Origin of the sequence: Synechococcus sp. 65AY6A5 (assembly GCF_002760415.1) — a bacterium.
Taxonomy (GTDB): Bacteria; Cyanobacteriota; Cyanobacteriia; order Thermostichales; family Thermostichaceae; genus Thermostichus.
This window is the reverse complement of record NZ_AXUW01000001.1, coordinates 821,019-842,919: the sequence shown is the minus strand read 5'-3', so window position 1 is coordinate 842,919 and position 21,901 is coordinate 821,019. Positions and strand designations below refer to the sequence as shown.

General features: G+C 60.6%; 20 protein-coding genes and 1 pseudogene. 10 read left to right on the top strand and 11 right to left on the bottom strand.

From position 1 onward, the window contains the following. Positions 1 to 266: 266 nt before the first annotated feature. Positions 267 to 398, top strand: a pseudogene (locus SYN65AY6A5_RS03940) (IS200/IS605 family transposase); the annotation flags it as partial. Positions 399 to 689: 291 nt separating this feature from the next. Beyond that, a complete protein-coding gene (locus SYN65AY6A5_RS03935; RefSeq protein ID WP_099812091.1) occupies positions 690 to 2,240 on the top strand; it encodes a TolC family protein in 1,551 nt (516 codons plus the stop codon). A 242-nt stretch (positions 2,241 to 2,482) separates the two neighbouring features. On the opposite strand, the gene rpsD is transcribed toward SYN65AY6A5_RS03935, so the two are convergent. From rpsD to SYN65AY6A5_RS03920, 3 genes are all read right to left on the bottom strand, one after another. Further along, the gene (gene rpsD / locus SYN65AY6A5_RS03930) at positions 2,483 to 3,094 is read right to left on the bottom strand and encodes a 30S ribosomal protein S4 (RefSeq protein WP_011430362.1); all 612 of its coding nucleotides are present in this window, start codon (positions 3,092 to 3,094) and stop codon (positions 2,483 to 2,485) included. A 164-nt stretch (positions 3,095 to 3,258) separates the two neighbouring features. Then, the gene (gmd, locus tag SYN65AY6A5_RS03925; protein WP_011430363.1) at positions 3,259 to 4,395 is read right to left on the bottom strand and encodes a GDP-mannose 4,6-dehydratase; all 1,137 of its coding nucleotides are present in this window, start codon (positions 4,393 to 4,395) and stop codon (positions 3,259 to 3,261) included. A 146-nt stretch (positions 4,396 to 4,541) separates the two neighbouring features. Continuing rightward, positions 4,542 to 5,903, bottom strand: coding sequence for a nicotinate phosphoribosyltransferase (locus SYN65AY6A5_RS03920; protein ID WP_011430364.1), 1,362 nt, complete (start codon positions 5,901 to 5,903; stop codon positions 4,542 to 4,544). 152 nt (positions 5,904 to 6,055) lie between these two features. Here SYN65AY6A5_RS03920 and SYN65AY6A5_RS03915 point away from each other — a divergent pair, with 152 nt between their 5' ends. Together SYN65AY6A5_RS03915 and SYN65AY6A5_RS03910 are read left to right on the top strand one after the other, a co-directional pair. Further along, complete coding sequence (locus SYN65AY6A5_RS03915; RefSeq protein WP_099812090.1) at positions 6,056 to 7,132, top strand: isochorismatase; 1,077 nt, start codon at positions 6,056 to 6,058, stop codon at positions 7,130 to 7,132. Positions 7,133 to 7,185: 53 nt separating this feature from the next. Continuing rightward, positions 7,186 to 8,445, top strand: coding sequence for an ATP phosphoribosyltransferase regulatory subunit (locus tag SYN65AY6A5_RS03910; RefSeq protein ID WP_228375206.1), 1,260 nt, complete (start codon positions 7,186 to 7,188; stop codon positions 8,443 to 8,445). On the opposite strand, the gene gyrB is transcribed toward SYN65AY6A5_RS03910, so the two are convergent. The 3 genes from gyrB to SYN65AY6A5_RS03895 all read right to left on the bottom strand — a co-directional run bounded on the left by gyrB (position 8,396) and on the right by SYN65AY6A5_RS03895 (position 12,046). After that, positions 8,396 to 10,324, bottom strand: coding sequence for a DNA topoisomerase (ATP-hydrolyzing) subunit B (gene gyrB, locus SYN65AY6A5_RS03905; protein WP_011430367.1), 1,929 nt, complete (start codon positions 10,322 to 10,324; stop codon positions 8,396 to 8,398). The two genes, SYN65AY6A5_RS03910 and gyrB, sit on opposite strands and share 50 nt — an antisense overlap. A gap of 181 nt (positions 10,325 to 10,505) precedes the next feature. Continuing rightward, positions 10,506 to 11,066, bottom strand: a complete 561-nt coding sequence (gene rimM / locus SYN65AY6A5_RS03900) for a ribosome maturation factor RimM (protein WP_011430368.1) — start codon at positions 11,064 to 11,066, stop codon at positions 10,506 to 10,508. A gap of 11 nt (positions 11,067 to 11,077) precedes the next feature. Next, complete coding sequence (locus tag SYN65AY6A5_RS03895; RefSeq protein ID WP_011430369.1) at positions 11,078 to 12,046, bottom strand: SPFH domain-containing protein; 969 nt, start codon at positions 12,044 to 12,046, stop codon at positions 11,078 to 11,080. Between the two features lie 204 nt (positions 12,047 to 12,250). On the opposite strand from SYN65AY6A5_RS03895, the gene SYN65AY6A5_RS03890 reads away from it, so the two are divergent. The 3 genes from SYN65AY6A5_RS03890 to SYN65AY6A5_RS03880 all read left to right on the top strand — a co-directional run bounded on the left by SYN65AY6A5_RS03890 (position 12,251) and on the right by SYN65AY6A5_RS03880 (position 15,149). Then, the gene (locus SYN65AY6A5_RS03890) at positions 12,251 to 13,243 is read left to right on the top strand and encodes an NAD(P)/FAD-dependent oxidoreductase (protein WP_099883940.1); all 993 of its coding nucleotides are present in this window, start codon (positions 12,251 to 12,253) and stop codon (positions 13,241 to 13,243) included. A gap of 79 nt (positions 13,244 to 13,322) precedes the next feature. Then, positions 13,323 to 14,411, top strand: a complete 1,089-nt coding sequence (locus SYN65AY6A5_RS03885) for a polysaccharide deacetylase family protein (protein ID WP_099813177.1) — start codon at positions 13,323 to 13,325, stop codon at positions 14,409 to 14,411. Positions 14,412 to 14,531: 120 nt separating this feature from the next. Beyond that, complete coding sequence (locus SYN65AY6A5_RS03880) at positions 14,532 to 15,149, top strand: hypothetical protein (RefSeq protein WP_228375208.1); 618 nt, start codon at positions 14,532 to 14,534, stop codon at positions 15,147 to 15,149. 166 nt (positions 15,150 to 15,315) lie between these two features. Here SYN65AY6A5_RS03880 and SYN65AY6A5_RS03875 read toward each other — a convergent pair whose 3' ends face one another. Further along, positions 15,316 to 16,131, bottom strand: coding sequence for a M23 family metallopeptidase (locus SYN65AY6A5_RS03875; protein ID WP_240530976.1), 816 nt, complete (start codon positions 16,129 to 16,131; stop codon positions 15,316 to 15,318). Between the two features lie 343 nt (positions 16,132 to 16,474). Between SYN65AY6A5_RS03875 and SYN65AY6A5_RS03870 the strand changes: the two genes are divergently transcribed. Further along, the gene (locus SYN65AY6A5_RS03870) at positions 16,475 to 17,359 is read left to right on the top strand and encodes a carotenoid biosynthesis protein (protein ID WP_099884495.1); all 885 of its coding nucleotides are present in this window, start codon (positions 16,475 to 16,477) and stop codon (positions 17,357 to 17,359) included. 5 nt (positions 17,360 to 17,364) lie between these two features. On the opposite strand, the gene lspA is transcribed toward SYN65AY6A5_RS03870, so the two are convergent. The 3 genes from lspA to cysC form a co-directional block, all read right to left on the bottom strand. Next, complete coding sequence (lspA, locus tag SYN65AY6A5_RS03865; RefSeq protein WP_011430376.1) at positions 17,365 to 17,835, bottom strand: signal peptidase II; 471 nt, start codon at positions 17,833 to 17,835, stop codon at positions 17,365 to 17,367. A gap of 237 nt (positions 17,836 to 18,072) precedes the next feature. Beyond that, positions 18,073 to 18,297 carry a hypothetical protein gene (locus SYN65AY6A5_RS03860; protein ID WP_011430377.1) on the bottom strand — a complete coding sequence of 75 codons (225 nt, stop codon included), beginning with the start codon at positions 18,295 to 18,297 and terminating at the stop codon, positions 18,073 to 18,075. Positions 18,298 to 18,374: 77 nt separating this feature from the next. Further along, the gene (gene cysC, locus SYN65AY6A5_RS03855; RefSeq protein ID WP_011430378.1) at positions 18,375 to 18,905 is read right to left on the bottom strand and encodes an adenylyl-sulfate kinase; all 531 of its coding nucleotides are present in this window, start codon (positions 18,903 to 18,905) and stop codon (positions 18,375 to 18,377) included. A 90-nt stretch (positions 18,906 to 18,995) separates the two neighbouring features. Between cysC and SYN65AY6A5_RS03850 the strand changes: the two genes are divergently transcribed. Continuing rightward, the gene (locus SYN65AY6A5_RS03850; protein WP_099812087.1) at positions 18,996 to 20,252 is read left to right on the top strand and encodes an aspartate aminotransferase family protein; all 1,257 of its coding nucleotides are present in this window, start codon (positions 18,996 to 18,998) and stop codon (positions 20,250 to 20,252) included. On the opposite strand, the gene SYN65AY6A5_RS03845 is transcribed toward SYN65AY6A5_RS03850, so the two are convergent. Next, on the bottom strand, positions 20,249 to 20,662 hold the full coding sequence (locus SYN65AY6A5_RS03845; RefSeq protein WP_011430380.1) for a hypothetical protein: 414 nt from the start codon (positions 20,660 to 20,662) through the stop codon (positions 20,249 to 20,251). The two genes, SYN65AY6A5_RS03850 and SYN65AY6A5_RS03845, sit on opposite strands and share 4 nt — an antisense overlap. A gap of 151 nt (positions 20,663 to 20,813) precedes the next feature. Between SYN65AY6A5_RS03845 and SYN65AY6A5_RS03840 the strand changes: the two genes are divergently transcribed. Further along, a complete protein-coding gene (locus SYN65AY6A5_RS03840) occupies positions 20,814 to 21,641 on the top strand; it encodes a creatininase family protein (protein WP_228375212.1) in 828 nt (275 codons plus the stop codon). Positions 21,642 to 21,901: the final 260 nt, after the last annotated feature.

The window sequence follows — 21,901 nt, the reverse complement described above, 5'->3', positions numbered from 1 at the left end:
GTTGTACGGCGGAAACATACATCGCGATGAAGTGCGGGTTCTCGCCATCTCAGCGCAAAGCTCACCATAGCTTGCCCATCGCTTCGTTTTGAAATAGACTTGTCTCGCATAGTACAAAGCACAGTTGTACACCTTATTAGACTGTTGACACAAGTACTTTGGTAGGGGGACTAGCTTCCTGTTCCTGACTCGAACCTGCTGACAGCCGTACTCCATCATTGTTGGCAAGCGGCATGACAACCGCAGTCTGACATGGGCAAGCGATAATGCGAGAGGAAAGTCAACGGTACAATCACTACAACCATGGTGTGGGGCTAGCGGTTGTTTATCTCATTTTTTGGCCAAAGAGAAGGAAAAAGGTCTTGGTAGGAGAAGTCAGGAAGAGGTTGTTTGAGCTATGAAACTATATCAACGACCCCCATCATGGGTAAGCGACCAAAGTCGCTAGCGGGCTTTTCCGGCGCGCACTCAAGTGCGGGGCTACCAAGCTATCCTTTTGTGTCTCGAGACCTGTTGGGGCTGGTAAAGAGGGGCCCTGATGGCGCAGAAGATTTTCCTGCGGGCTGTCTGAAGGTTCGGCTTCCTGCCACCGGCCCAAACAGAGCGGCAATCAAGCCTGTGGAAAACCGTCTTATCTTCGTCCCTTCCTTTGCGATACTGCTAGAGGTGATGTTGAGAGTGATAACGCGATGGCGATGCAGCATCTAGCCAGGGGCCAGCTTCGACGTCCTCAACGACAGCCAAGCTCGGCGGGATCCCGGTCGTCCCTTAGCCGGTTTGCCCCCTGCGGCCTCCTGTTCAGCCTGCTCTGGGCTGTGCCTGCCTTTGCCCAAGAAACGAAAGCGCCTGATCCTGCCGCCTTAGTTCTCCCAGATAGCCGAGCCATCCGCACCCCCAACCTGCCTCCCACCCTGTCGATCCCGCCCGAGGCCCGCCCTGCCACTCCTGCCCCGGTCTCGCAGGGGGCTGCTAGGGCCGAAGAACTGGTGGTGCCTCAATCCCCTTTGGAGGTGCGCATCGAGCGGACGGAGGGCTTGTCCTTACAAGAAGCCCTGGAGATTGCTGTTGCCCAAAACCCAGCGGTGCAGCAGGCAAGGCTGGCTGTAGAACGGGCTGAGGCTGGGGTTGCCCTGGCGCAGGCAGCTTTTGCCCCCACCCTCTCCACTCGAGCCAGTTACCAATACAGCGAACCTCCCTCGCCTGGTGGCAGGCCAAGCCGCGAAGTTCACACTCTCTCAGCTAGCGTGGTGCGGGTGGACTACACCGCTTTCGACAACGGGATCAGAGAACAAAACCTAAGACTGGCCCAAGAAGCTCTGCGCGTCGCCCAACTGCAACTGGAGCAAACCCTGCAGACAGTGAAACAAGCTGTGGCCAACGCCTACTACGATCTGCAGAGCGCCGATGCCCGAGTGGCCATCAGCCAGGCTGCCGTTGCAAGTTCTGAAGCCACCCTGCGGGATGCCCAAGCCCGAGAGCGGGCTGGGGTGGGTACCCGCTTCGAGATTCTCCAGGCGGAGACCGAATTGGCCAACAATCGACAAACCCTACTGGTGGCCCAAAACACCCAACAACTGAGCCGCCGCCGCCTGGCCGAGCTGCTGAACTTTCCCAGTCCCACTGATGTGCTGGCCAGGGATCCCATCGAGCCTGTGGGAGAGTGGGACCTGAGCCTAGAAGAGACTATTGTTGCCGCTTTTGCCCAAAGGCAAGAGCTGGAGCGCCAACGCCGAGAGTTGGAACAAGCCCAAGCTCGTGTGCGCCTGGCGCAAGCCAGCAACGGTCCCCAGATTGGTTTGTTCGCCACCCTCGATGCGGTTAACGATTTCAAGGCCAGCCGCGACAGCTTCGATATCGGCTACTCGGTCGGCGCCAATTTCAGTTTGACTTGGCTGGACGGGGGTAAGGCGGCCGCCCAGGCTCGCCAAGCCGAGATCGACGGGCAGGTGGCCGTGAACAATTTCATCGGCAGCCGTAACGAAATCCGGCGCAGTGTGGAAGAGGCTTTCCTCACGCTCAGCTCCAGCCGCGAACAGATCGACTCAGCCAAGGTAGCGATTGCCTCGGCAGAGGAGAGCCTGCGCCTGGCGCGGCTGCGCCTTCAGGCCGGGGTGGGCACGCAAACAGAGGTGATCAACGCCGAAACTGCCCTCACCACCGTCCGTGGCAACCTCTCCAATGCTGTAATCGCCTACAACCGCGCCCTGGTACAACTGCAGCGGGCCGTCGGCAGGCTTTGATCTCTGCTCGGTTCTTTCTCCCTCACCCCCAACCCCTCTCCCTCTGGGAGAGGGGAGCTAGGGCAGCTCGTTCGCGACAGCGTTGCGTAGTAATAAGGATGTGGAGAAACGTTTCGAAATAGCCATGGTGCCAAGTACCGCTGGCGCCAGCAGAAGAAACGCGACGAACTGAGAAAAATCGCCCCCTCTGGGCTTAGCCCCTGAGGTTTCCTCACGATCCGCAATGACGGCAAAAGAGAGGCCTAGAGTTTACGGGAATAGAACTCGACAACCAGCAGCTCGTTCACTGGTGCGCAGATCTGCTCTCGGGGAGGCAGTTCTTTGATACGCCCGCGCAGCTTCTCTTTGTCAAATTCCAGGTAATCGGGCAGGAACAGCCCCGGATACTCAGCGTAGGCGGCCACCAATTTGCGAGAAGACTCCTTGTTCCTTACCGTGATCACATCCCCAACTTTGCAGCCATAGCTGGGGATGGTGACTTTGCGGCCGTTGACTTCGATGTGGCCGTGGCTTACCAACTGCCGAGCCGCCGGAATGGTTGGAGCCATGCCGAGGCGAAAGACGATGCAATCCAGCCGCATCTCCAGCATCTGCAGCAAGGCTAGCCCGGTGGATCCCTTGGAGCGCCGCGCCTTGCGCATGTAGCGGAGCATCTGGCGCTCGCTCACCCCGTAGTTGAGGCGCACCTTCTGCTTCTCTTCTAGGCGGATGGCATACTCGGATTTTTTCTTGCGCTCGGCCCCGTGCATACCAGGTGGATTGGTATTTTTGGGGCGCTTGCGCGTCAAACCGGGCAGATCAAGTCCCCCGAAGCGACGAATGATCTTGAGGCGGGGACCTGTGTAGCGGGACATGCGGGCGTTTCTCCGAAATCGGCAAAGATACTCAGCAGAAGAGCACAGGCGAAAACATTGGCCGTGCGCCAAAAGAATTGGCGATCTCCTATATTAAGGTCTTAGCCCGGCCTTTAAGCAAGGGGTGAGAGCCGTTTTTTAGCTGACTTTGGGGAGCGGTGCCATTAGTCGTAGCGAACCCCCAGTTGGGTGCGGATGAAGGCGCGATCCTCGCTCAGCAGGCCGTTGAGGGTGCGCCGCTCCCCCAGGATGGGATCCGGGTCCAAGCCGATGGCCTCCAGATCCGCCAGCACCATCAGCTCCACCAGTTGGGCAAAGGTCACCTTGGGCTGCCACCCCAGTACCCGCTTGGCCTTGGAGGCGTCCCCCAAGAGCAGATCCACCTCCGTGGGGCGGTAGTAGCGGGGATCGATCTCGATCAGCACGCGATCTTTGTAGAGTCCCTGTTCTTCCAGTCCGGATCCCCGCCAGGTAATGGGCATGCCCACCAAAGCAAAAGCGCGTTCGGCAAACTCCCGCACGCTGTGGGTTTCGCCAGTAGCCAGCACGTAGTCGTCCGGCTGGGGTTGTTGCAGCATCATCCACATCCCCTCGACGTAGTCCTTGGCGTAGCCCCAGTCCCGCTTGGCATCCAGGTTGCCCAGGTAGAGCTTGTCCTGCTTGCCGGCCACGATGCGGCTGACGGCGCGGGTGATCTTGCGGGTAACAAAGGTTTCTCCTCGCCGTGGGCTCTCGTGGTTGAACAAAATGCCGTTGCAGGCAAAGAGGTTGTAGGCTTCGCGGTAGTTGACTGTTTGCCAGTAGGCGTACACCTTGGCGCAGGCGTAGGGGCTGCGGGGGTAGAAGGGGGTGGTCTCCTTTTGCGGGATCTCCTGCACCAGGCCGAACATCTCCGAGGATCCCGCCTGGTAAAACTTCACCCGGATCCCCGTGCGCTGCTGGTAGTCGCGGATGGCCTCCAGGAGGCGTAGGGTGCCCATAGCCACCGCATCGACGGTGTATTCTGGCGCCTCAAAGCTGACCCGCACGTGGGATTGGGCCCCCAGGTTATACACCTCCGTCGGCTGCACCTGTTCCAGGATCTTGCGCAGGGTGGTGCCATCGGTGAGATCCCCATAGTGGAGAAACAGCCGGGCGTTGGGATCGTGGGCATCCACATAGATGTGGTCGATGCGGTCGGTATTGAAGGTGCTGGCGCGGCGGACAATGCCGTGGACTTCATAGTTTTTTTGCAACAGCAGCTCGGCCAGGTAAGAGCCATCCTGGCCGGTGATGCCGGTAATTAAGGCACGTTGGGTCATAGAGCTGGAGGCGAAAACAAGCACTTGTAAGACTTCAGCCAGAGCGGGGACTTCAGCGCCTTGCCAAGCACAAACTCGCAAAGCTGAAACCCCAAAGCCAGAATATTATAGAGCAGCGGGAACCCCTTCTCTGGGGTTCTGCTTGCTTAGGAAGAGCCCAGGTGACGATCCTTAACCTGCTGCAGGGCAGGGGTCAGGGCCATAGGCCAGGGAGCCGGCTGGCGCAGTTGCCGCACTGCCTGGGGCAGGCGCAGGACCGAGGCACGGCTGGTGCGGGCAATCGCCTCCAGATCCGGCAGGGGCTCCAACAGCACACCCTTGCGCAGGATCGGGCGCAGCAGCGGCTGGTAGCCAGGGGGCGGGCTCTCGTCGGCCTGGCCGAGCAAGTCCCCTGTGGGACCGCGGAAGATCTGCTTGCGCCCCGGCAGGGTGGCTTTGGCAAAGGAGGCCTTGGCCACTGGGATCCCGTTAATCTCCACCAATTTGTACACTCCGTTCACGCCCTCGCCGGTCACCAGCCGCGTCCCCACTCCATAGCCGCTGATAGGGGCTTGGGAGCGGTGCAGCCGTTCGATCTCGTACTCGTCCAAATCGCCGCTGACAAAGACCGGCGCCCCCTGGGGCAGGATGGCCTTGACCTGGTGGGAGAGGGCCTCCAGGTCCCCGGAGTCGATGCGCACGCCGCCGATCTCGCCTTGGGATCCCAGTTGATCCGGATGGGTGGCTGCAAAGAGCTGGGCCGCTGTGCGCGCTCCCTGGATGGGATCGTAGGTATCGATGAGCAGAACCGCCTGGGGAAAGTAGCGCCGGAAGGCTTGAAAAGCGCGGGTCTCATCGCCGGAGAGGGCGGCAATGGCCATCACCAGAGAATGGGCCATCGTGCCTGCCGGCTTGCGCCCCAGCTTGAGAGCTGCCAAGACGTTGGAGGTGGCGTTGAACCCCGCCGCCAGCGCTGCCCGCGCTGCCCACAGGCCCGCCTGGGGGCTAAAGGCTCGCCGCGTGCCGAACTCCAACAAAATGGCCTCATCCCCGGCAGCATCCCGCATGCGGGCCGCCTTGGTGGCAATCAGGGTTTGGTAGTTGAAGGTGGTCAGCAAGTAGGTTTCCACCAGTTGCGCCTGCCACAGAGGAGCCTCTACCCGCAGCAGCGGCTCGTTGGCGAAAACGGCCGTTCCTTCCGGCACTGCCCACACATCCCCCTCGAAGCGGCAGCTAGCCAGCAGCTCCCAGAAGCGTTGCGGTGCCTCGGCAAAAATGCCCGTCTCCCGCAGCGCCTGCAAGGCTTGCGGCGGAAAGTGCAACTGCTGCAGGTATTCCACCGCTTGGGCCAGCCCCATGGCGATGAGGTAGCCATAGTCGCTAGGCAAGCGCCGCACAAACAGCTCAAAGGCCGCCGGCTGATTCTCCAGCCCCTCCCCCACATAGCAGGCAGCCATTGTGAACTGGTAGAGATCCGTCAACAGGCCGTAGTCCTGGGGCTGCAGGGAGGAGAAGTCTGAATTCACCATGGAAACCTCAAGGGACAAGCCGCTGAAAAGCTAGGGGAGCGGGCAAAGAAGTCCTTGCCAAAGTTGGAGCTACTATGGTAACAGGTTTGGCCTGCCAGGGATCCCGGCGAGGTGGCCCCAGCGATAAGAGCTTGACTGCACTCTAAAAAGCCATGAACACCACTGTCCAGGGAGTAACGACTCAAGCTCCGCCGACACTTCCCTTGCCTGTTCATTTTGATCCCGAGCGGGTGGGGGAGATTTGGCGGGTGCCCTACCAACAGCGGGCCCTAGAGGCGGAGCAGTGGGCCCAAGAGCACCGCATCCCATCGGCAGAATCCGACCAGGTGCGGGTAGGCTTGTTGCTCATCGATGTGCAAAATACCTTCTGCATTCCTGGCTTTGAGCTGTTTGTGGGTGGTTCTAGCGGCCTGGGGGCGGTGGAGGATAACCGGCGTCTGTGTCAATTTATCTACCGCCACCTCGCCCACATCACCCAGATCGTGGCTACCCTGGACACCCACACCGCCATGCAGATCTTCCACCCCATCTTCTGGGTGGACGCCCAGGGATCCCATCCCGAGCCAGCTACAGCCATTTCTGCCGCCGAGATCCGCTCCGGGCGCTGGCGGGTCAACCCCGCGGTGGCCGCCAACCTCACCCAAGGGGATCTGACGCGGCTGCAGGTCTACGCCCTCCACTATGCCGAGCAATTGGAGAAAGGGGGGAAATATCCTCTCATTGTCTGGCCCTACCATTCCATGCTAGGTGGGATTGGCCATGCCCTGGTGCCGGCGGTGGAGGAAGCGATCTTCTTCCACACCATTGCCCGCTGCAGCCAGCCCAGCTTGCAGCTCAAGGGGGCCAACCCCCTGACGGAAAACTACTCCGCCCTCAGCCCGGAAGTCTTGACCGGCCCGGAAGGGGATCCCATCGACGAGAAAAATGAATCCCTTATCGGCCACCTACTGGAATTCGATGCCCTGATCGTGGCTGGCCAAGCCAAAAGCCACTGCGTCGCCTGGACGGTAAGCGACCTGCTGCAGGAGATCCAGTCCAGGGATCCCGCCCTGGCCAAGAAGATTTACCTTCTGGAAGATTGCACCTCGCCGGTGGTGATCCCCGGCGTAGTCGATTTTAGCGAGCAGGCGGAGGCGGCCTTTGCCCGCTTTGCCGCCGCGGGGATGCACCGGGTGCGCTCCACCGATCCCCTCTGGACGTGGCCTGGCTTTCCGTGGCGGAAGACTTGATCTCCTCTACCCCAGTGCTAGGATGCGGCAGGACAGGCTGTGGGAGTTTGCCTGTGGACGATCGTCCTGGCGGTGCAGATTTGCTTTGGGAAACCAGTTCCCTGCGCCCTCCCACTGGCGCCCGCGACTTTTTGCCGCGGGAAGTCCAGCGGCGGGAAAGGCTAGAGGCGCAGCTAACCCAGGTTTTTCGCCGTTACGGCTACCAACGTATCATCACGCCCACCCTGGAACCGCTAGAGACGCTACTGGCTGGGGGATCCATCCGCGCCGAGGCAGTGCTGCAGTTGCGGGACGGGGAAGGGACAATGCTGGGGTTGCGCCCGGAATTCACCGCTTCCATCGTGCGGGCAGCAGCCACGCGTCTGGCCAGCGGGCCCCTGCCGCTGCGGCTTTACTACCACGGCAACGTGTTCCGCAATAGCCGGCGGGAGGAGGGCTCCTACAGCAGCCAGGAGTTTTTCCAGTCAGGGGTGGAGCTCATCGGCGCGGGCGGATGGCTAGCCGACGCTGAGATCTTGCTGCTTTTAGCCGATTGCGTGCGCGCTGTTGGCCTCAGCAACTGGACATTGCTGTTGGGAGATGTGAGCCTGACTGAGAGCCTGCTTAACTCTGTTACTCCCAAGGCCCAGGCGGCGGTGCGCCGTGCCATTGCCCAGCTTGACTACGTTTACCTAGAAGCGGCTCCGCTGCCAGAGGCGGCCCGCCAGATTGGCCTGCAGATTCTGGGATTGCGTGGCCAGCCGGAACAGGTTCTACCTCAGCTGGCCCAGCTTCCTGTGTCGCCGGAGCGGCTGCGAGATCTGCGGCAGTTGTGCCAGATTCTGGAAGCCCAGCAAGTGCGGGTGGTGTTGGATCTGAGCTTGCTGCAAACCTTGGCCTACTACACCGGCATTGTCTTCCAAGCAGTGGTGGGGGGAGAAATCATCGCCTTAGGCGGGCGCTACGACCGGCTCTATGCCCTCTATAGCCCACAGCAACTGGAGCAGCCAGGGATCGGCTTTACCCTCCTGCCGGATACCCTGCTGCGGCTTTTGCCCCCCACTCCCCAGGACGAGGCAACGGGGTGCAAGCGGTTGGTGGTGCCACTGGTGCCGGCAGGGATCCCGGCGGCGCTGGCCTTGGCCGCCCGCTGGCGCGAGTCAGAGGCGGTGGAGCTGGAATTGCTGGACCGCTCCCCCGAAGAAATCGAGGCCTACGCCCGCCGCTGCCGGATCCCGGAGATTGCCTGGGTGCAGGCCGATGGCAGCTACCACATCTCCCCCGTCAAATATCCAGAGCCGCCAGATCCAACTGGGCACTGTGGGCCTCGATGAACTCCCGACGCGGCCCGACGGCATCCCCCATCAGGATGGTGAAAATGCGATCGGCTTCGGCTGCGTCTTCGATGGTGATCTGCTTGAGGACGCGCGTTGCCGGGTTCATGGTGGTTTCCCAAAGCTGCTCCGGCATCATTTCCCCCAAGCCCTTGAAGCGCTGGATGGTGTACTTGGTGTTGGCCGGCAGGCTGCGCAGGACTTGCTCTTTCTCGGCCTCGTTGTAGCAGTAGCGCACGTTGTTGCGGCCCCACTCGATCTTGTAAAGCGGCGGACAGGCAATGTAGACGTAGCCCTGCTCCAAAAGCGCCTTCTGATAGCGGTAAAAGAAGGTGAGCAGCAGGGTGCGGATGTGGCTGCCGTCCACGTCGGCGTCGGTCATGAGGATGATGCGGTGGTAGCGCAGTTGGCTGGGATCGAACTCCTCGCCCTTGACCCCCAGGCCCAGCGCTGTGATCATGGCCTGAATCTCGGCGTTTTTGTAGATCTTGGCGGGATCCGCCTTCTCGATGTTGAGGATCTTGCCCCGCAAAGGCAGCACCGCCTGAAACTGGCGATCCCGTCCCTGCTTGGCGCTGCCCCCTGCCGAGTCGCCCTCCACCAAGTACACCTCCGACTCCGCCGGATCCCGGCAACTGCAGTCGGCCAGTTTCCCCGGCAGGGTGGAAGATTCCAGGGCAGACTTACGGCGCACCAGCTCCCGGGCCCGACGGGCCGCCTCGGCCGCGTTGAAGGACTGGATGGCCTTCTCGACGATCCCCCTGGCCACGTTGGGGTTGAACTCTAGGTATTCTGTAAGGGCTTCCGAGACAAGGGTCTGGACAATGCCCCGCACCTCGGTGTTGCCCAGCTTGGTTTTGGTCTGCCCCTCAAACTCAGGGTTGGGCACCTTGACTGCAAGGATGGCGGTCAGCCCCTCCCGCACATTTTCTCCCGCCAGGTTGCTGTCGGAGTCCTTGAGTTTGTTGAGCTTGCGGGCTTGGCTGTTGATGGTGAGGGTAAGGGCGGTCTTCAATCCCTCCAAGTGGGTGCCCCCCTCAGTGGTGCGGATGTTGTTGGCAAAGCCAATCAAGGTATCGGTGTAGACATCCGCGCACCACTGCAATGCCGCTTCTACCTCGACGCCATCCCGCTCCCCGCGCACATAGATAATATCGGGGTGGATGGGGGTTTTTTCGTGGTTGATGAAGGCCACATATTCCTTAATGCCGCCGGCAAATTGATAGACTTCGCGGTGAGGCGGATCCCGCCGCAGATCGCTGAAGATGATTTTCAAGCCGGCATTGAGGTAGGCCAGCTCGCGCAAGCGGGCCGCCAACAGGCTGTAGTCAAACTCCCGCTCCGGGAAGATGAGCTCATCCGGCTTAAAGCGCACCTCCGTGCCCCGCCGCTGGGCACCGGCAGGCTGCGGCTCGGACTGAAGGGATCCCACCACCGCCCCTCGCTCGAAGCGCTGGAAGTAAACCTTGCCCTCCCGCCAGACTCTGGCCTCCAACCACTCGGAGAGGGCATTCACCACCGATACCCCAACGCCGTGCAGCCCCCCGGAGACCTTGTAGCCGCCGCCGCCGAATTTGCCGCCAGCGTGCAACACAGTCATGACCGTCACCAGCGCCGACTGCCCGGTCTTGGGGTGGATGTCTACCGGGATGCCGCGGCCATTGTCCAGCACCGATACCGAGCCATCGGGGTGGAGAGTAACCTCAATTTCGTTGCAGTAGCCAGCCAGAGCTTCATCGACGGAGTTGTCCACCACCTCGTACACCAGGTGGTGCAATCCCTTCGGCCCAGTGGAGCCAATGTACATGCCAGGCCGCCTGCGCACAGCCTCCAAGCCTTCCAAAACTTGGATCTGCTCTGCACCGTAGTTCTCCGTCATTCGTAACTCCAATCCCGAAGAGAGATCCCGGCCCCCGCCGACCTAAACCCAGAGAAATTGACGCCAGAAGCCAGAGATAATCCAAATGCCAAAAACCTGCCCCCATAATAGCACAAAAGGCTAAAACGGCCACACAGCCGCTTCTGAGGGCAAACTTTGGCAGGGGATGCAGGGATGGAGATCAGTTTCTTGCCCGATCCTGGCCGAGAAAGCTCTCCACCAATCCCGGTGGCGGCTGCACCTGCAGCTCACCTTTTTCCAAATCCACAACCGGCACCAGAGCCTTCACAAAGGGGATCAACACCTGCCGCTTGTCGGGGGTGGCGATCTCCAGCACATCTTGGCCAGCGGCCCAGATGGCCGAGACATGCCCCAGCAGCCGCCCTTGATGGTAAACGGCCAGGCCGATGAGATCGGAGTAGTGGTACTCCTCCGGCTCGAGGGGCAGGCGCTGGGAAGCCGGCACCAACACCTTAGCTCCCACCCAAGCCTCTGCCGCCGTCCGATCGGGAATTCCTTCCAGCCGCACCAGGTATAGGCCCTTGGCGGGAAAAAACTGCCCCTCGATCAAAGGATGCAACAGAGGCTCCGGATCGCTATCCCGCTGCAGCCAGCGCGGCCCTGGCTCGGTAAGGCGCTCCGGAAAATCCGACCAGCACTTAACCCGCAGCCAGCCCCGCAGTCCATGAGCAGCCACCACCTGCCCCACCAGCAGCCAAGCGGTATCCCTTGAAGCTACCATAGCTGTCGCTGCTAGTCGAGCTGAGGAAAGTTCACCTCGGTCGGGAAAGCCGTGGAGCTGCCCAACTTTTGGGAAGCCCCGGAAGCGCGGGATCCCTGTTCTCCCTTGGCCACATCCACCATAGAGAGCAACCCTTGCAGGGTAGCGGGGATGGAATTGGGATCCATAAAGATCACCTTCGAGCTGGGGCTACTGCCCACCTTGAGACCCATATCGATGTAGTTTTGCGCCATCAAGTATTGCAGCGCGTTGGCTGCCTCTGGGTTTTCCTGCAAAGTGGCGGCAATGGTTTTGATGGCCTCAGCCGTGCCCTCGGCTAGGAGCAGCCGCTCGCGCTTCTCAGCTTCTGCTCGCAACAACTGCGCCTTGGCAGCCCCCGCCGCTTGGTTGATGCTGGCCTGCTGCTCCCCCTCGGATTTGAGAATGGCCGCTCGCTTCTCCCGCTCGGCAGCCATCTGCTTTTCCATCGAGTCCTGCACGGTTTTGGAGGGCTGAATATCTCGAACTTCCACGCGGGTGATCTTGATCCCCCAGGGATCGGTGGCCTCGTCCAGTTCTGTCAAAAGGCGGGCGTTGATCTCGGCGCGGGAGGAGAAGGTCTGATCTAGATCCATGCGGCCAATTTCGGCCCGCAGGGCCGTCAGCACCAAGTTCACCAAAGCCCGCTGTACATCCTCTACTGCATAGCGAGCCTTGATCATATCCGTAATGCGCCAATAGACCACCGCATCCGCCATCAAAGAAACGTTGTCGCTGGTGATGCACTGCTGCGGCGGCACGTCCAACACCTTCTCGCGAATGGTTTCCTGGAACACAATCCTGTCGATGGGAGGAAAAATGACGTGCAGCCCGGGTGTTAGCTTGCGGTGAAACCGGCCCAGACGTTCTACCAGCGCCTCATAGCCCTGGCTGATGATCTTGACGGAGTTAAACAGGTAACCGAGGAAGATCAGGGCGATTGCCGCTAAGATGCCTGGCATAAGACGTCTCTCCTGAGTGGGAGCTTTGCCTCTTATCTTAGACGATTGTTCTCTGGGCTTGTCGGCCTTGACCTCGAGGCCCCTGAAGGCGGAGACTCTTTCTGGCTTTTTCCTAAAATTTTAAGGTTTGATGTCTTGACCCATACCTCATTGACCGGTGGGGGCAACCGGAAAGACTGAAAAGCACCTAAAGGGAGTCTGTCTATGAAACTAAACAGCAAGAACCTAGAAGTTGGCTTGAACAAAACCTACGACGTCATTGTCGCCGGTGGCGGCTCAGGGGGGCTGTCGGCGGCAATCTATCTGGCTCGCTATGGCTTGAGTTGTCTGGTGGTGGAAAAAGGCAAAGGCCGATCTTTTTGGATGCAGGATCTGCGCAATTATCTGGGCCTGCCGCCAAACACGCCAGGACGAGAGCTGTTGCGACAGGGAAGGGAGCACGCCCTCAGCTTGGGGGTGGACTATCTATGGGGCTATGTGGAAAATGTGAAGGATGAGGGAGACCTTTTTGCTGTCAAGGTCAAGGTGGGAAAAGTCAACAGCCTCTACCCCGTTTTTCGCAGCAAGTATTTGATCGCGGCAACAGGCATCATCGATCATCTGCCGCAATTGCCGGACATGCAAAATGTTTACGACTATGCCGGCTATTCATTGCATGTCTGTATGATTTGCGATGGCTACGAAATGCGGGATCAAAAGGCAGTTTTAATCGTCGGCTCAGAGGCTCAAATCAACACTGCCTTTGTCCTCAACTGGTTTACGCCTTATATCTCGGTGTTGACTCACGGCCTCTGCTCGGTCGGCCCTGAAATGCGCCAAAAACTGGCCGAGCACGGCTATCCCCTTTACGAATCTCCCATCCGCCGCTTTCTGGGCGAGAACCACCAGATGCGCGGTGTAGAGCTCGCGGATGGCACCTACATCGAGGCAACTACCGGCCTGGTGGCCATGGGAGCCAAGTACCACAACGACTATTTGAAAGGGATCCCCAACTTGCAGTGGCAGGGCGAAAACCTCGTGACCGACGAGTGGTGCCGCACCACCCATCCGCGGCTGTTCGCGGTAGGAGATTTGAAGCAAGGCCTCAATCAGGTGGCGATTGCGGTTGCTGACGGAGCGCTGGCGGCCACAGCCATTTGGCGGGACATCCGCCGAGCCTCCCCTGCTCGTCAATGGGAAGAGCGCCTGCGCTCTTAGTTTGGGCTCATTCCGCCCTCTTGAGGGAGCTGGGATGGCCCTTTGCCCTATGATTGTTGCGAAGCCCCGAGAAACTCCCATGCGTTCTCTGAAAGCGGCGATCTTTTTTTTGGTTTTCCTATTGGTGGGGCTGCAGTACTGCGCGGTGGAGGCCCAGTCTTTTTTTGATCTAAAGCTGACTCTAACCTCAGAATACGATCCTGTTCTCCCGATCGAGAGCGTTCGGGTTGTGCGCGGCAGCCCTCCCCAAGACCTGCTGGTTTACCTATCGGCTCCTTCTGCTGCCTGGGTTTACCAAGAGCGGGTAAATGGGCATTACTTGATCGATATTCCCTATGCGGTGATTACGCCCTCGACCGCTGTTGAGGTTCCTAGGGAGCTGCCCTACCGGCTGAGCTGGGGCAACCGAGACGAACAGACTGGGCGCCTGCTGATCACCCCTGCACCTGCCCAGGTAGAGGTCTTTTTGCAGCATGGCTGGACAGCGGATCCCACTTTGCTCGATCCGCTGGAAAATAGCCGGCCTTTGCAACTGCCTTTAGAAGAGGCGCTCGGGCCTTTGTTGGAAGTGCCACCTCGCTCTGCCTTTCTCACCATTGACGATGGACCTTGGCCGCAGTCCACCCCTCGCCTTTTAGAGGTTTTGGATCAGCTACAGATTCCGGCCACCTTCTTTCTCATCGGCAATCACGTTTCTCGCTTTCCAGAGTTGGCCAAAGCCATTCAAACCCACGACCACACTATAGCCAACCACACGTTTACTCACGACTATCGACGCCTCTATAGCAGCGACGAGATATTCTATGCCGAGGTGGATCAGACAACCCAACTGCTCAAGACGTTGGGCTTGGATCCCCAACTGGTGGTTCGCCCACCGGGCGGTTTTCGCTTAGACTCTGCTTTGCGTCGCGCTTTGGAACAGGCAGGGTATCAGGTTCTCTACTGGAACCTTAGTCCTGAGGATGCCTATGCCAGCCAAACAGTAGACCAGCTTTTGCAGCGGGTTCGATCCCAGTTGTCGGTGATGAAAGCCTCTGAACAACCCCTGGTTTTGCTGCTGCACGACCGCTGGCCCCATACTGCAGAAGCTTTGCCGGAGATCGTTGCTGCCGTTGAAGAGGCGGGCTATCGCTTTTTGCCCTGGCCCACTTCTAGAGATTCTGCTTGAGGGAACTGCCAACTGTCTCTTAAGCAAAACCGGGCAATCTCTTAAAATCTTAGGGTCGAGGAGTGGGGAAGTATGCGAAAGCCCTTGGATTTCTGGGGTCGGATAAGTTGGGGAGCAGCCTTGGCTCTGGCGCTACCCCTTGCTGTTAACTCTGCCCACCCCCAGCCGCTGCTTCCGCTGTTGCCGGCTGTTTCTGAGGGAGGCACCGCGCGCGAGGGAGTAGTTGCCCTCTTTCGTCAATCCATCTGGTGGGAGTTCATCCGCGGCAATCGCGGCCAAAACCTGCGCCTGTTTGCGGCCAGCCTCACCGCTTCCGATCGGCAGGATGTGGTGGCCGTGTTTGAAATCCAGCGGCAGCCGACAGTGGAGCCGGTGGTGCGCGTTCTCAGCTTCGCCCATCAGGGAGGATACGATTTTCGCCTGCTCCATGCGGCTGAGCCGATCCCCGGACGGCTGGTGGAGGCGCACCTGCGCACCGACATTACCTCCAGCGCCCAGCCCAAGCTGGTACTGCTCACCGAGCGAGGGGGAATCAGCCTGCTGCGGTCTGTCTTGATCTTGGAACACCAGCCGGAGGGGTTTGTGCCGCTGCTGAGCGTAACCGATTTAAGCAATGCCAGCTTGCGGGTCAGCTCCCAAGGGCTCCTGGTCATCTCCAGCGTGCCGGGATCCAACCGCGACTCGCGCGCCACCCTCTACCAGTGGGAGGGAGATGGCTTTGTCCGCCGCGATCTGTAACATCCCAAGTCTTCCGATTGGCGACGAGACAATAGACCGCTGGGATTCGTTCCAAATTGCCACAAAGCAGTCCCTTGCAACTCCCCTCTCCCACTGGGAGAGGGGTCGGGGGTGAGGGGAGACTCCCACTGGGAGAGGGGTCGGGGCTGCGGGAAATGTCTCTAGTCTATTGAGGAGGGCCAGAGAGCTGTTGAGCCTGCCAGCAGGCACCTAGGCTGGGCGCTTGGCCCACCTGCCAGAGAAACAGGCTTTCGGCTCCCAGGGGATGCAGGCTCCAGGGATCCAGGCCAGGCCCAAACCAGCCGTAGGGATCGACAGGGGCGGGCTGGCCGGAATTGGTTTGGTCAAAGCGGCGCACCTCAAAGTGGAGATGGGGCCCGCTGGCACAGCCGCTTTCCCCTGACAGGCCAATCACCTCCCCAGCTGCCACCCTCTGCCCCTCGTGTACCCGGATTTGGCTGAGGTGGGCGTAGAGGGTTTCTAGGCGGATCCCGCCCGGGGATTCCCCTTCGTGCAGGATGCGCACCCGCAACCCCCTGACCGGGCGACCCAAGGCAGGGCAGAAAAACGCTGGCTCCGGACGCGCTACGGTAACCCGTCCTGGGGCGGCGGCCAGGATGGGGGTGCCTACCGGCATGGCCCAGTCGTAGCCGGCATGGCCATCGCTTTTGCCACAGGGGTGCTGGGGACTGGGAGTCCAAACCTGGCCCTGGCCGCTGACAAACCGGCCATTGCCGTCTTCCTTCCCCAAAGGCAGGTCGTGGTCGAAGAGGTTGGTGACCGGGAAGTCACCGATAAAGGGTTTGTGCAAAAGCGGCCACTGGGGCGGCGGCGGGTCCCCTTGGACTTGACGATAGCTCTCTAGTTGCCGCCGGTAGCCTTCCAGCTTCTGAAGCTGAGCGGGATCCTGCAACTGCTGCCGCAAAAGATCCACCAAGCGCAGGGCCTGAGCCCAGTCCCGGCGCTCCACAGCCCGGCTCAACTGGGCGTAGACTCCCCTCAGGACTTCCTGGGATACGGAGGAAGGGGGCCTCTGGGGAAAGCCAGGCAGAATGTTTACGAATTGATACAATAGGCAGCAAAGTATCAGTAGGCATACCTTGAGCAGACCAGGCGGTTTGGCTCGGGTGCCACTTTCCTTTTTGCCACCCGCTTTTCTCCTCAGCCCCTGCCCAAGCTGTGGGAAAGCGCAGTGGCTCTGACCAACCACCCCGCGGGAGCTTCTCATGCGTTGGCTGTTATCCTCTGGTGTTCTGGTTAGCTTGCCTTTCCAGTTTTTTAACAGGCGAGGTGTTCTCCTTTGGTCTGGGTCAATCTGGCAGTGGTTGGAAGCTTCGGCGCTAGGCTTGCACATTCTCTCCTTGCTCTTCGGCCTAGTGGGCCTACTTTGGGTAGTACCGCATCCCGAGTGGGTGGCCAGTTTACCCCCCATTGGTCTGCAGGCCTTCTCTTGGGGCATGGGCAACGGCGGCGTTGCCTACATGGTGTCTGGGGCGCTGGCGGCAGTTCTGATGGGATCCCGCCTTCTGGGGGTGCGGCGCCTGTTGATGTTTTTGATCCCGGCGGTGGGCATTTCCTTGGCCAGCGAGCTGCTGGGCACCAGCACCGGGATCCCTTTTGGCGACTACGGCTACCTGAGCGGGCTGGGCTACAAGATCGCCGGACTGGTTCCCTTCACGATCCCTTTGTCTTGGTTTTACGTGGGGCTGTCGTCCTACCTGTTGGCGCGGGTGGCGTTGCAAGCGGGGCGCCATTGGCTGATCCACTGCGAGGCCATCCTGTTGGGGGCGCTGCTGCTCACCGCCTGGGACTTCGTGCTGGATCCGGCCATGACCCGCGGCCTGATCCCCTTTTGGACGTGGTTCCAGCCGGGGCCCTTTTTCGGCATGCCTCTGCAAAACTTCGGCGGTTGGATGCTCACCGGAGCTGCCTTTATGACCGCGGCCAACCTCCTTTGGGGGAAAGATCAGCCGGTCTTGAACCGCCGCCAGTTGCTGGGGCCGCTGCTGCTCTATGTAGCCAATTTTGCCTTTGCCCTGCTGATGAGCGTAGGATCCGGCATTGTCGCGCCAGCAGGGCTGGGGCTCTTGCTGGGATTGGGGCCAGCTGTGGGGTTGTGGTGGAGCGCTCCGCCGGATCCTGAGGCTCCCTCGCAGCCTGAGTTGGCCGCGCAAGAAGCTGGGGATCGCCAGTGGGCGGGGGCGAAGTAGGTCGCCTAGGGTCTCGGCGCCGTTTTTTTCGGGCTGCCCTGCCACAGGCCAACCAACAAGCAGGCCACCCCCACGTTGATGGCCACGTCCGCCACGTTAAAGACGGGGAAGCCAATCCAGACGAAGTTGAAAAAATCCACCACATAGCCGTTGAGAAAGCGGTCGATGCCGTTCCCCATCGCTCCTGCCCAGACCAAGCCGTAGCCCACCTGTTCCCAACGGCCCAGGCTGCTGCCGCGAATCGCCAGCAGCGCCAGCGCCACCGCTACCCCCAGCGAGACCCACTTGAGGAACTCTGCCGAATCGGCAAATAGGCTCCAAGCGGCGCCGGTATTTTCCACGTAGGTAAGGTGAAACACCCCTGGCCACAGCTCGATTTCCGGCCCCGGCAGCAGCCGCTCCACCGCCCAGCGCTTGCTCGCCTGATCCAGGAGCAACCCCAGGATCCCGGCCAGCCAAAAGCCCGTGTTTTTCATGCTTTTTCACCTCACTACGTCCACCGGCAAGAGCGCTCAGAGGAGCACTTTTCCCATCCTGACATCCTCTCTTCTTTTGTGAGCGGCAAACCGCAGGAGCAAGGTTGGGGAGGGTGGAATAGAAAGCCAGGGAGCCTCAGGCCAGCAATTGTCTGCCTGGAGGGCAAAACAAAGAAAAGCGTCCGGCTAGCTGAGCCGGACGGGGATCCTACAGTCTAGAGGAGAGGAAAAGAGCAGCTACCGCCCCCGCTGCTCCAGGGATCGGCGCAACTCGCTGGCCATCTGTATAAACTCTTGCGGATTGCCCGCCTTGCCGTAGGAGGAGCGATCTTGAACCTTTTTGCCGCTACCTTGGCGGGTGCGGGTGTTGATCAGAGAGCTGGCCATTTCCAGAAACTTGGCAGGGTTCCCTTCGCTGCTGCCCCGCATCACAAAGGTTCGTCCGGCACGAGTCACTGCCATAGCTACCTTGATTCTCAGAAACGAAATGCTTGTTCACATCTTCCCACAAGGATCCCAAACCCGCCAGGCCCAGCGCCCTATTGGAGATAGCCGTGGCTTCTCAGGCTTTGCATCACCAAGTCGATACATTCAGAGATGCTTTGCTCGGCGGTTTTGCAGACCACCTCTGGATATTCTGGCGGCTCGTAGGGGTCGTCGATGCCGGTGAAGTGCCGGATGAGGCCTGCCCGCGCTTTGCGGTAGAGGCCTTTCACATCGCGCTGTTCACAAACTTCCAGGGGGGCGTCCACAAAGACTTCGATGAAGTTGCCGATCTGCTGCCGCACCTCCTGCCGGGTGGCGCGATAGGGGGAGATGGCCGACACCAGCACGATCACCCCGTGGCGGGTCAGCATCTCTGCCACAAAGCCGATGCGACGAACGTTCTCATCCCGATCCGCCCTGCTGAAGCCCAGTTCCTTGCTGAGGTGTTGCCGCACCAGGTCTCCATCGAGCACTTCCACCGGCAACCCCAAAGCCTGTAACTGCTGGGCGACACCGCAGCTCAGGGTGGTTTTGCCCGCGCCGCTGAGCCCCGTAAACCAGACCGTTACCCCCCGCCGCCCCATGGGTGTAGATCCCTTCTCCTTGGGCTTTGCCAGAATATCATCCCCCGCCCAGAGTGATACACTCGAGACATTGTCCATTCTCCCTCTGCCATGCCGCCGCTAAGCGCTTCTCTTGTCGACTTGGGCTCCGGGACAACCGCCGAGCTGTTCGACCGGCATGTGATGTCCACCTACGCTCGCTATCCTTTGACCCTGGTGCGGGGGGAAGGCTGCCGGGTTTGGGACGAAGAAGGGCGCGAGTACCTGGATTTTGTGGCTGGCATTGCCACCTGCACGCTGGGCCATGCCCACCCCGCTTGGATCCAGGCGCTGACTCAGCAAGCGCAACAGTTGCACCATGTTTCCAACCTCTACTACAACCGGCCCCAGGCGCAACTGGCCCAATGGCTGACCCAGCACTCCTGTGCCGATAAGGTTTTTTTCTGCAACTCAGGGGCAGAGGCCAACGAAGGCGCCATCAAGCTGGCCCGCAAATATGCCCATACGGTGCGCGGGATCCAAGATCCGGTGATCCTCACCGCCCAGGCTAGCTTTCATGGACGCACCCTGGCTGCCCTCACCGCTACCGGCCAGCCGAAATACCAAAAAGACTTTGCCCCGCTGGTGCCCGGCTTCGACTACGTTCCCTACAACGATATCGAGGGTACGGCGGCAGTGCTGGAGCGTTGGGGCGAGCGGGTGTGTGCCGTGCTGCTGGAGCCGCTGCAGGGAGAAGGAGGGGTTGTGCCCGGGGATCCCGCCTACTTTCAGTGGCTGCGCCGGGTCTGTAGCGAGCGGGGCATCTTGCTGATGTTGGACGAGGTACAGGTGGGGCTGGGCCGCACCGGCAGGCTCTGGGGCTACTGCAACCTGGGGATAGAGCCGGATGTGTTTACCCTGGCCAAGGGCCTGGCGGGCGGGATCCCAATTGGCGCCCTCCTGGCCAAAGACTTTTGCGCCGTGTTCCAGCCGGGGGATCACGCCAGCACCTTCGGCGGCAACCCCCTGGCCTGTGCGGTTGGCCTGGCGGTCTGCCACACCCTGATGGTCGAGAGCCTGGTTTGGAATGCCCAGCAGACAGGAGCCCATCTGCGCCAGGGTCTATCTCGCTTGGCCAAGCAGTTCCCGCAGCTTGTGCAGGAGGTGCGCGGCTGGGGCCTGATCCAGGGCCTGGTGATGCGGATCCCGGCGGCTGAGGTGGTCAGGGCGGCCCTGGAGCGAGGGCTGTTGCTGGTGCCGGCGGGATCCCAGGTGGTGCGCTTGGTGCCCCCCTTGATCGTCACGCCTGCGGAAATTGACGAGGCGCTGGCGCGGCTGGAATCGGCTCTGCAGAGCTTGGCCCTTGGCAATAGCGGGACGGAGTCCTAGCCCTGGCAGACCTGCTGCAAAAAGGCTTGCAGCCGCTGGCGGGCCTCCTGGGGCAGGGGATCCCCGGCCTGCTCCAGCAGCGGCAGCACCTCCTCGGCGTAGGCCGGGACAAAGCCGGCAGCCGGCCAGAGCAAATCCGAGGTGGATCGCAGGTTCCAAACTTGGGATCCCTGCTTGAGCAACAGGGGTCGCACCCAAAGCAGAGCTGGGGATCCCGCCTCAAGATTGTGAAGAGAAACCTGAATCAGCTCCACGTAGAGGGTGGCCTGCGACCCCGGCAAGGCTAGGATGGGGCGGGGTGAGGTGAGGACACTCCCTACTTCCGTCCTCCCAGCAGGCAGAGGACGTCCCCTAATGGGGAGATCCTCACCAGAGCCACATTGAGCGGGCAGACAGGGCCACAGGGTCATGGAACGGCTGGCTTCCGCTTAGGAAAGTTGAGACCAACTACACCTGATCTTAAGGGATGCCTTCTCAGGTTCTGCGAGGGGATCCCAGATTGCCCATGGTGCTAGTCTTGCAGGCAAGGCTCCTCCAAATTCCTGGAAACCGGATCCCGCCATGATGCACACCTTTATCCCGCCCCACCGTTTCTTTCCCTACCTGACCTGGACGGAGATCCAGGCCATGCCCGACAAAGAGAACGTAGTCATCATCCAGCCGGTGGCCTCAATCGAGCAGCACGGTCCCCATTTGCCCCTGGTGGTAGATGCCTGCATCGGCACGGCAATCATCGGGCGGGCCATGGAAAAACTAGAGCCGGAGATCCCGGCCTATGTCCTGCCCACCCAGTGCTACGGCAAGGCCAACGAGCACTGGCATTTCCCCGGCACCATCACCCTCTCGGCGCAAACCCTGATGGCGGTGTTGACCGAAGTGGCCGAAAGCATTTACCGGGCTGGGTTTCGCAAGCTGGTGTTCCTCAACTCCCACGGCGGCCAGCCCGAGGTGCTGCAGATTGTGGCCCGCGACCTGCACCAGAAGTACGAAGATTTCCTGCTCTTCCCGGTGTCCGTCTGGCGCGTTCCCCACCAAGGCCAGGAGCTGATGACCGCAAAAGAGCAGGAATTGGGCATTCACGCCGGAGACGGCGAGACCAGCATGTTGATGTACCTGTTGCCCGAGACGGTGCGCACCGACCGCTTGGTCTGCGAGTACCCCTCGGATCTGCCGCAAGATAGCTTGCTCAGCCTGGAAGGGCGGATCTCGTTTGCCTGGACAACCCGCGACCTCAGCCGGAGCGGCGTCCTGGGGGATGCCACCGCCGCCACGCCCGAAAAAGGCAAGCTCCTGGTCGAGTCGATGGCCGACGGCTGGGTGCGGCTGATCCGAGATCTGCACAAGTTCCAACAGCCCCAGGCCTGGCGCAAAGCCCCGCTGTCGGTCTAGGGATCCCGGCAGGTTTCCTGACCTTTTGAGGCTTCTGGCCGGCCCTAGCCTGCTTCTCTGGAGCGGGAGGAGCGACTTCTCGAGGGCTGATGATAGGCTTGAGGGAAACCCCCTGAGGGAAGAGCGATGGTTCTTGCCTCAAAGCCAGCCACCCCCCCTGTCCTTGAGCGGCACGACGCCACTTGGCAGGACTATGTGGCCATTCGCAGCCATCCTGACCTGGAGTGGCAAAAACTCTCCTTTCATCGGGGTTGGTTGTG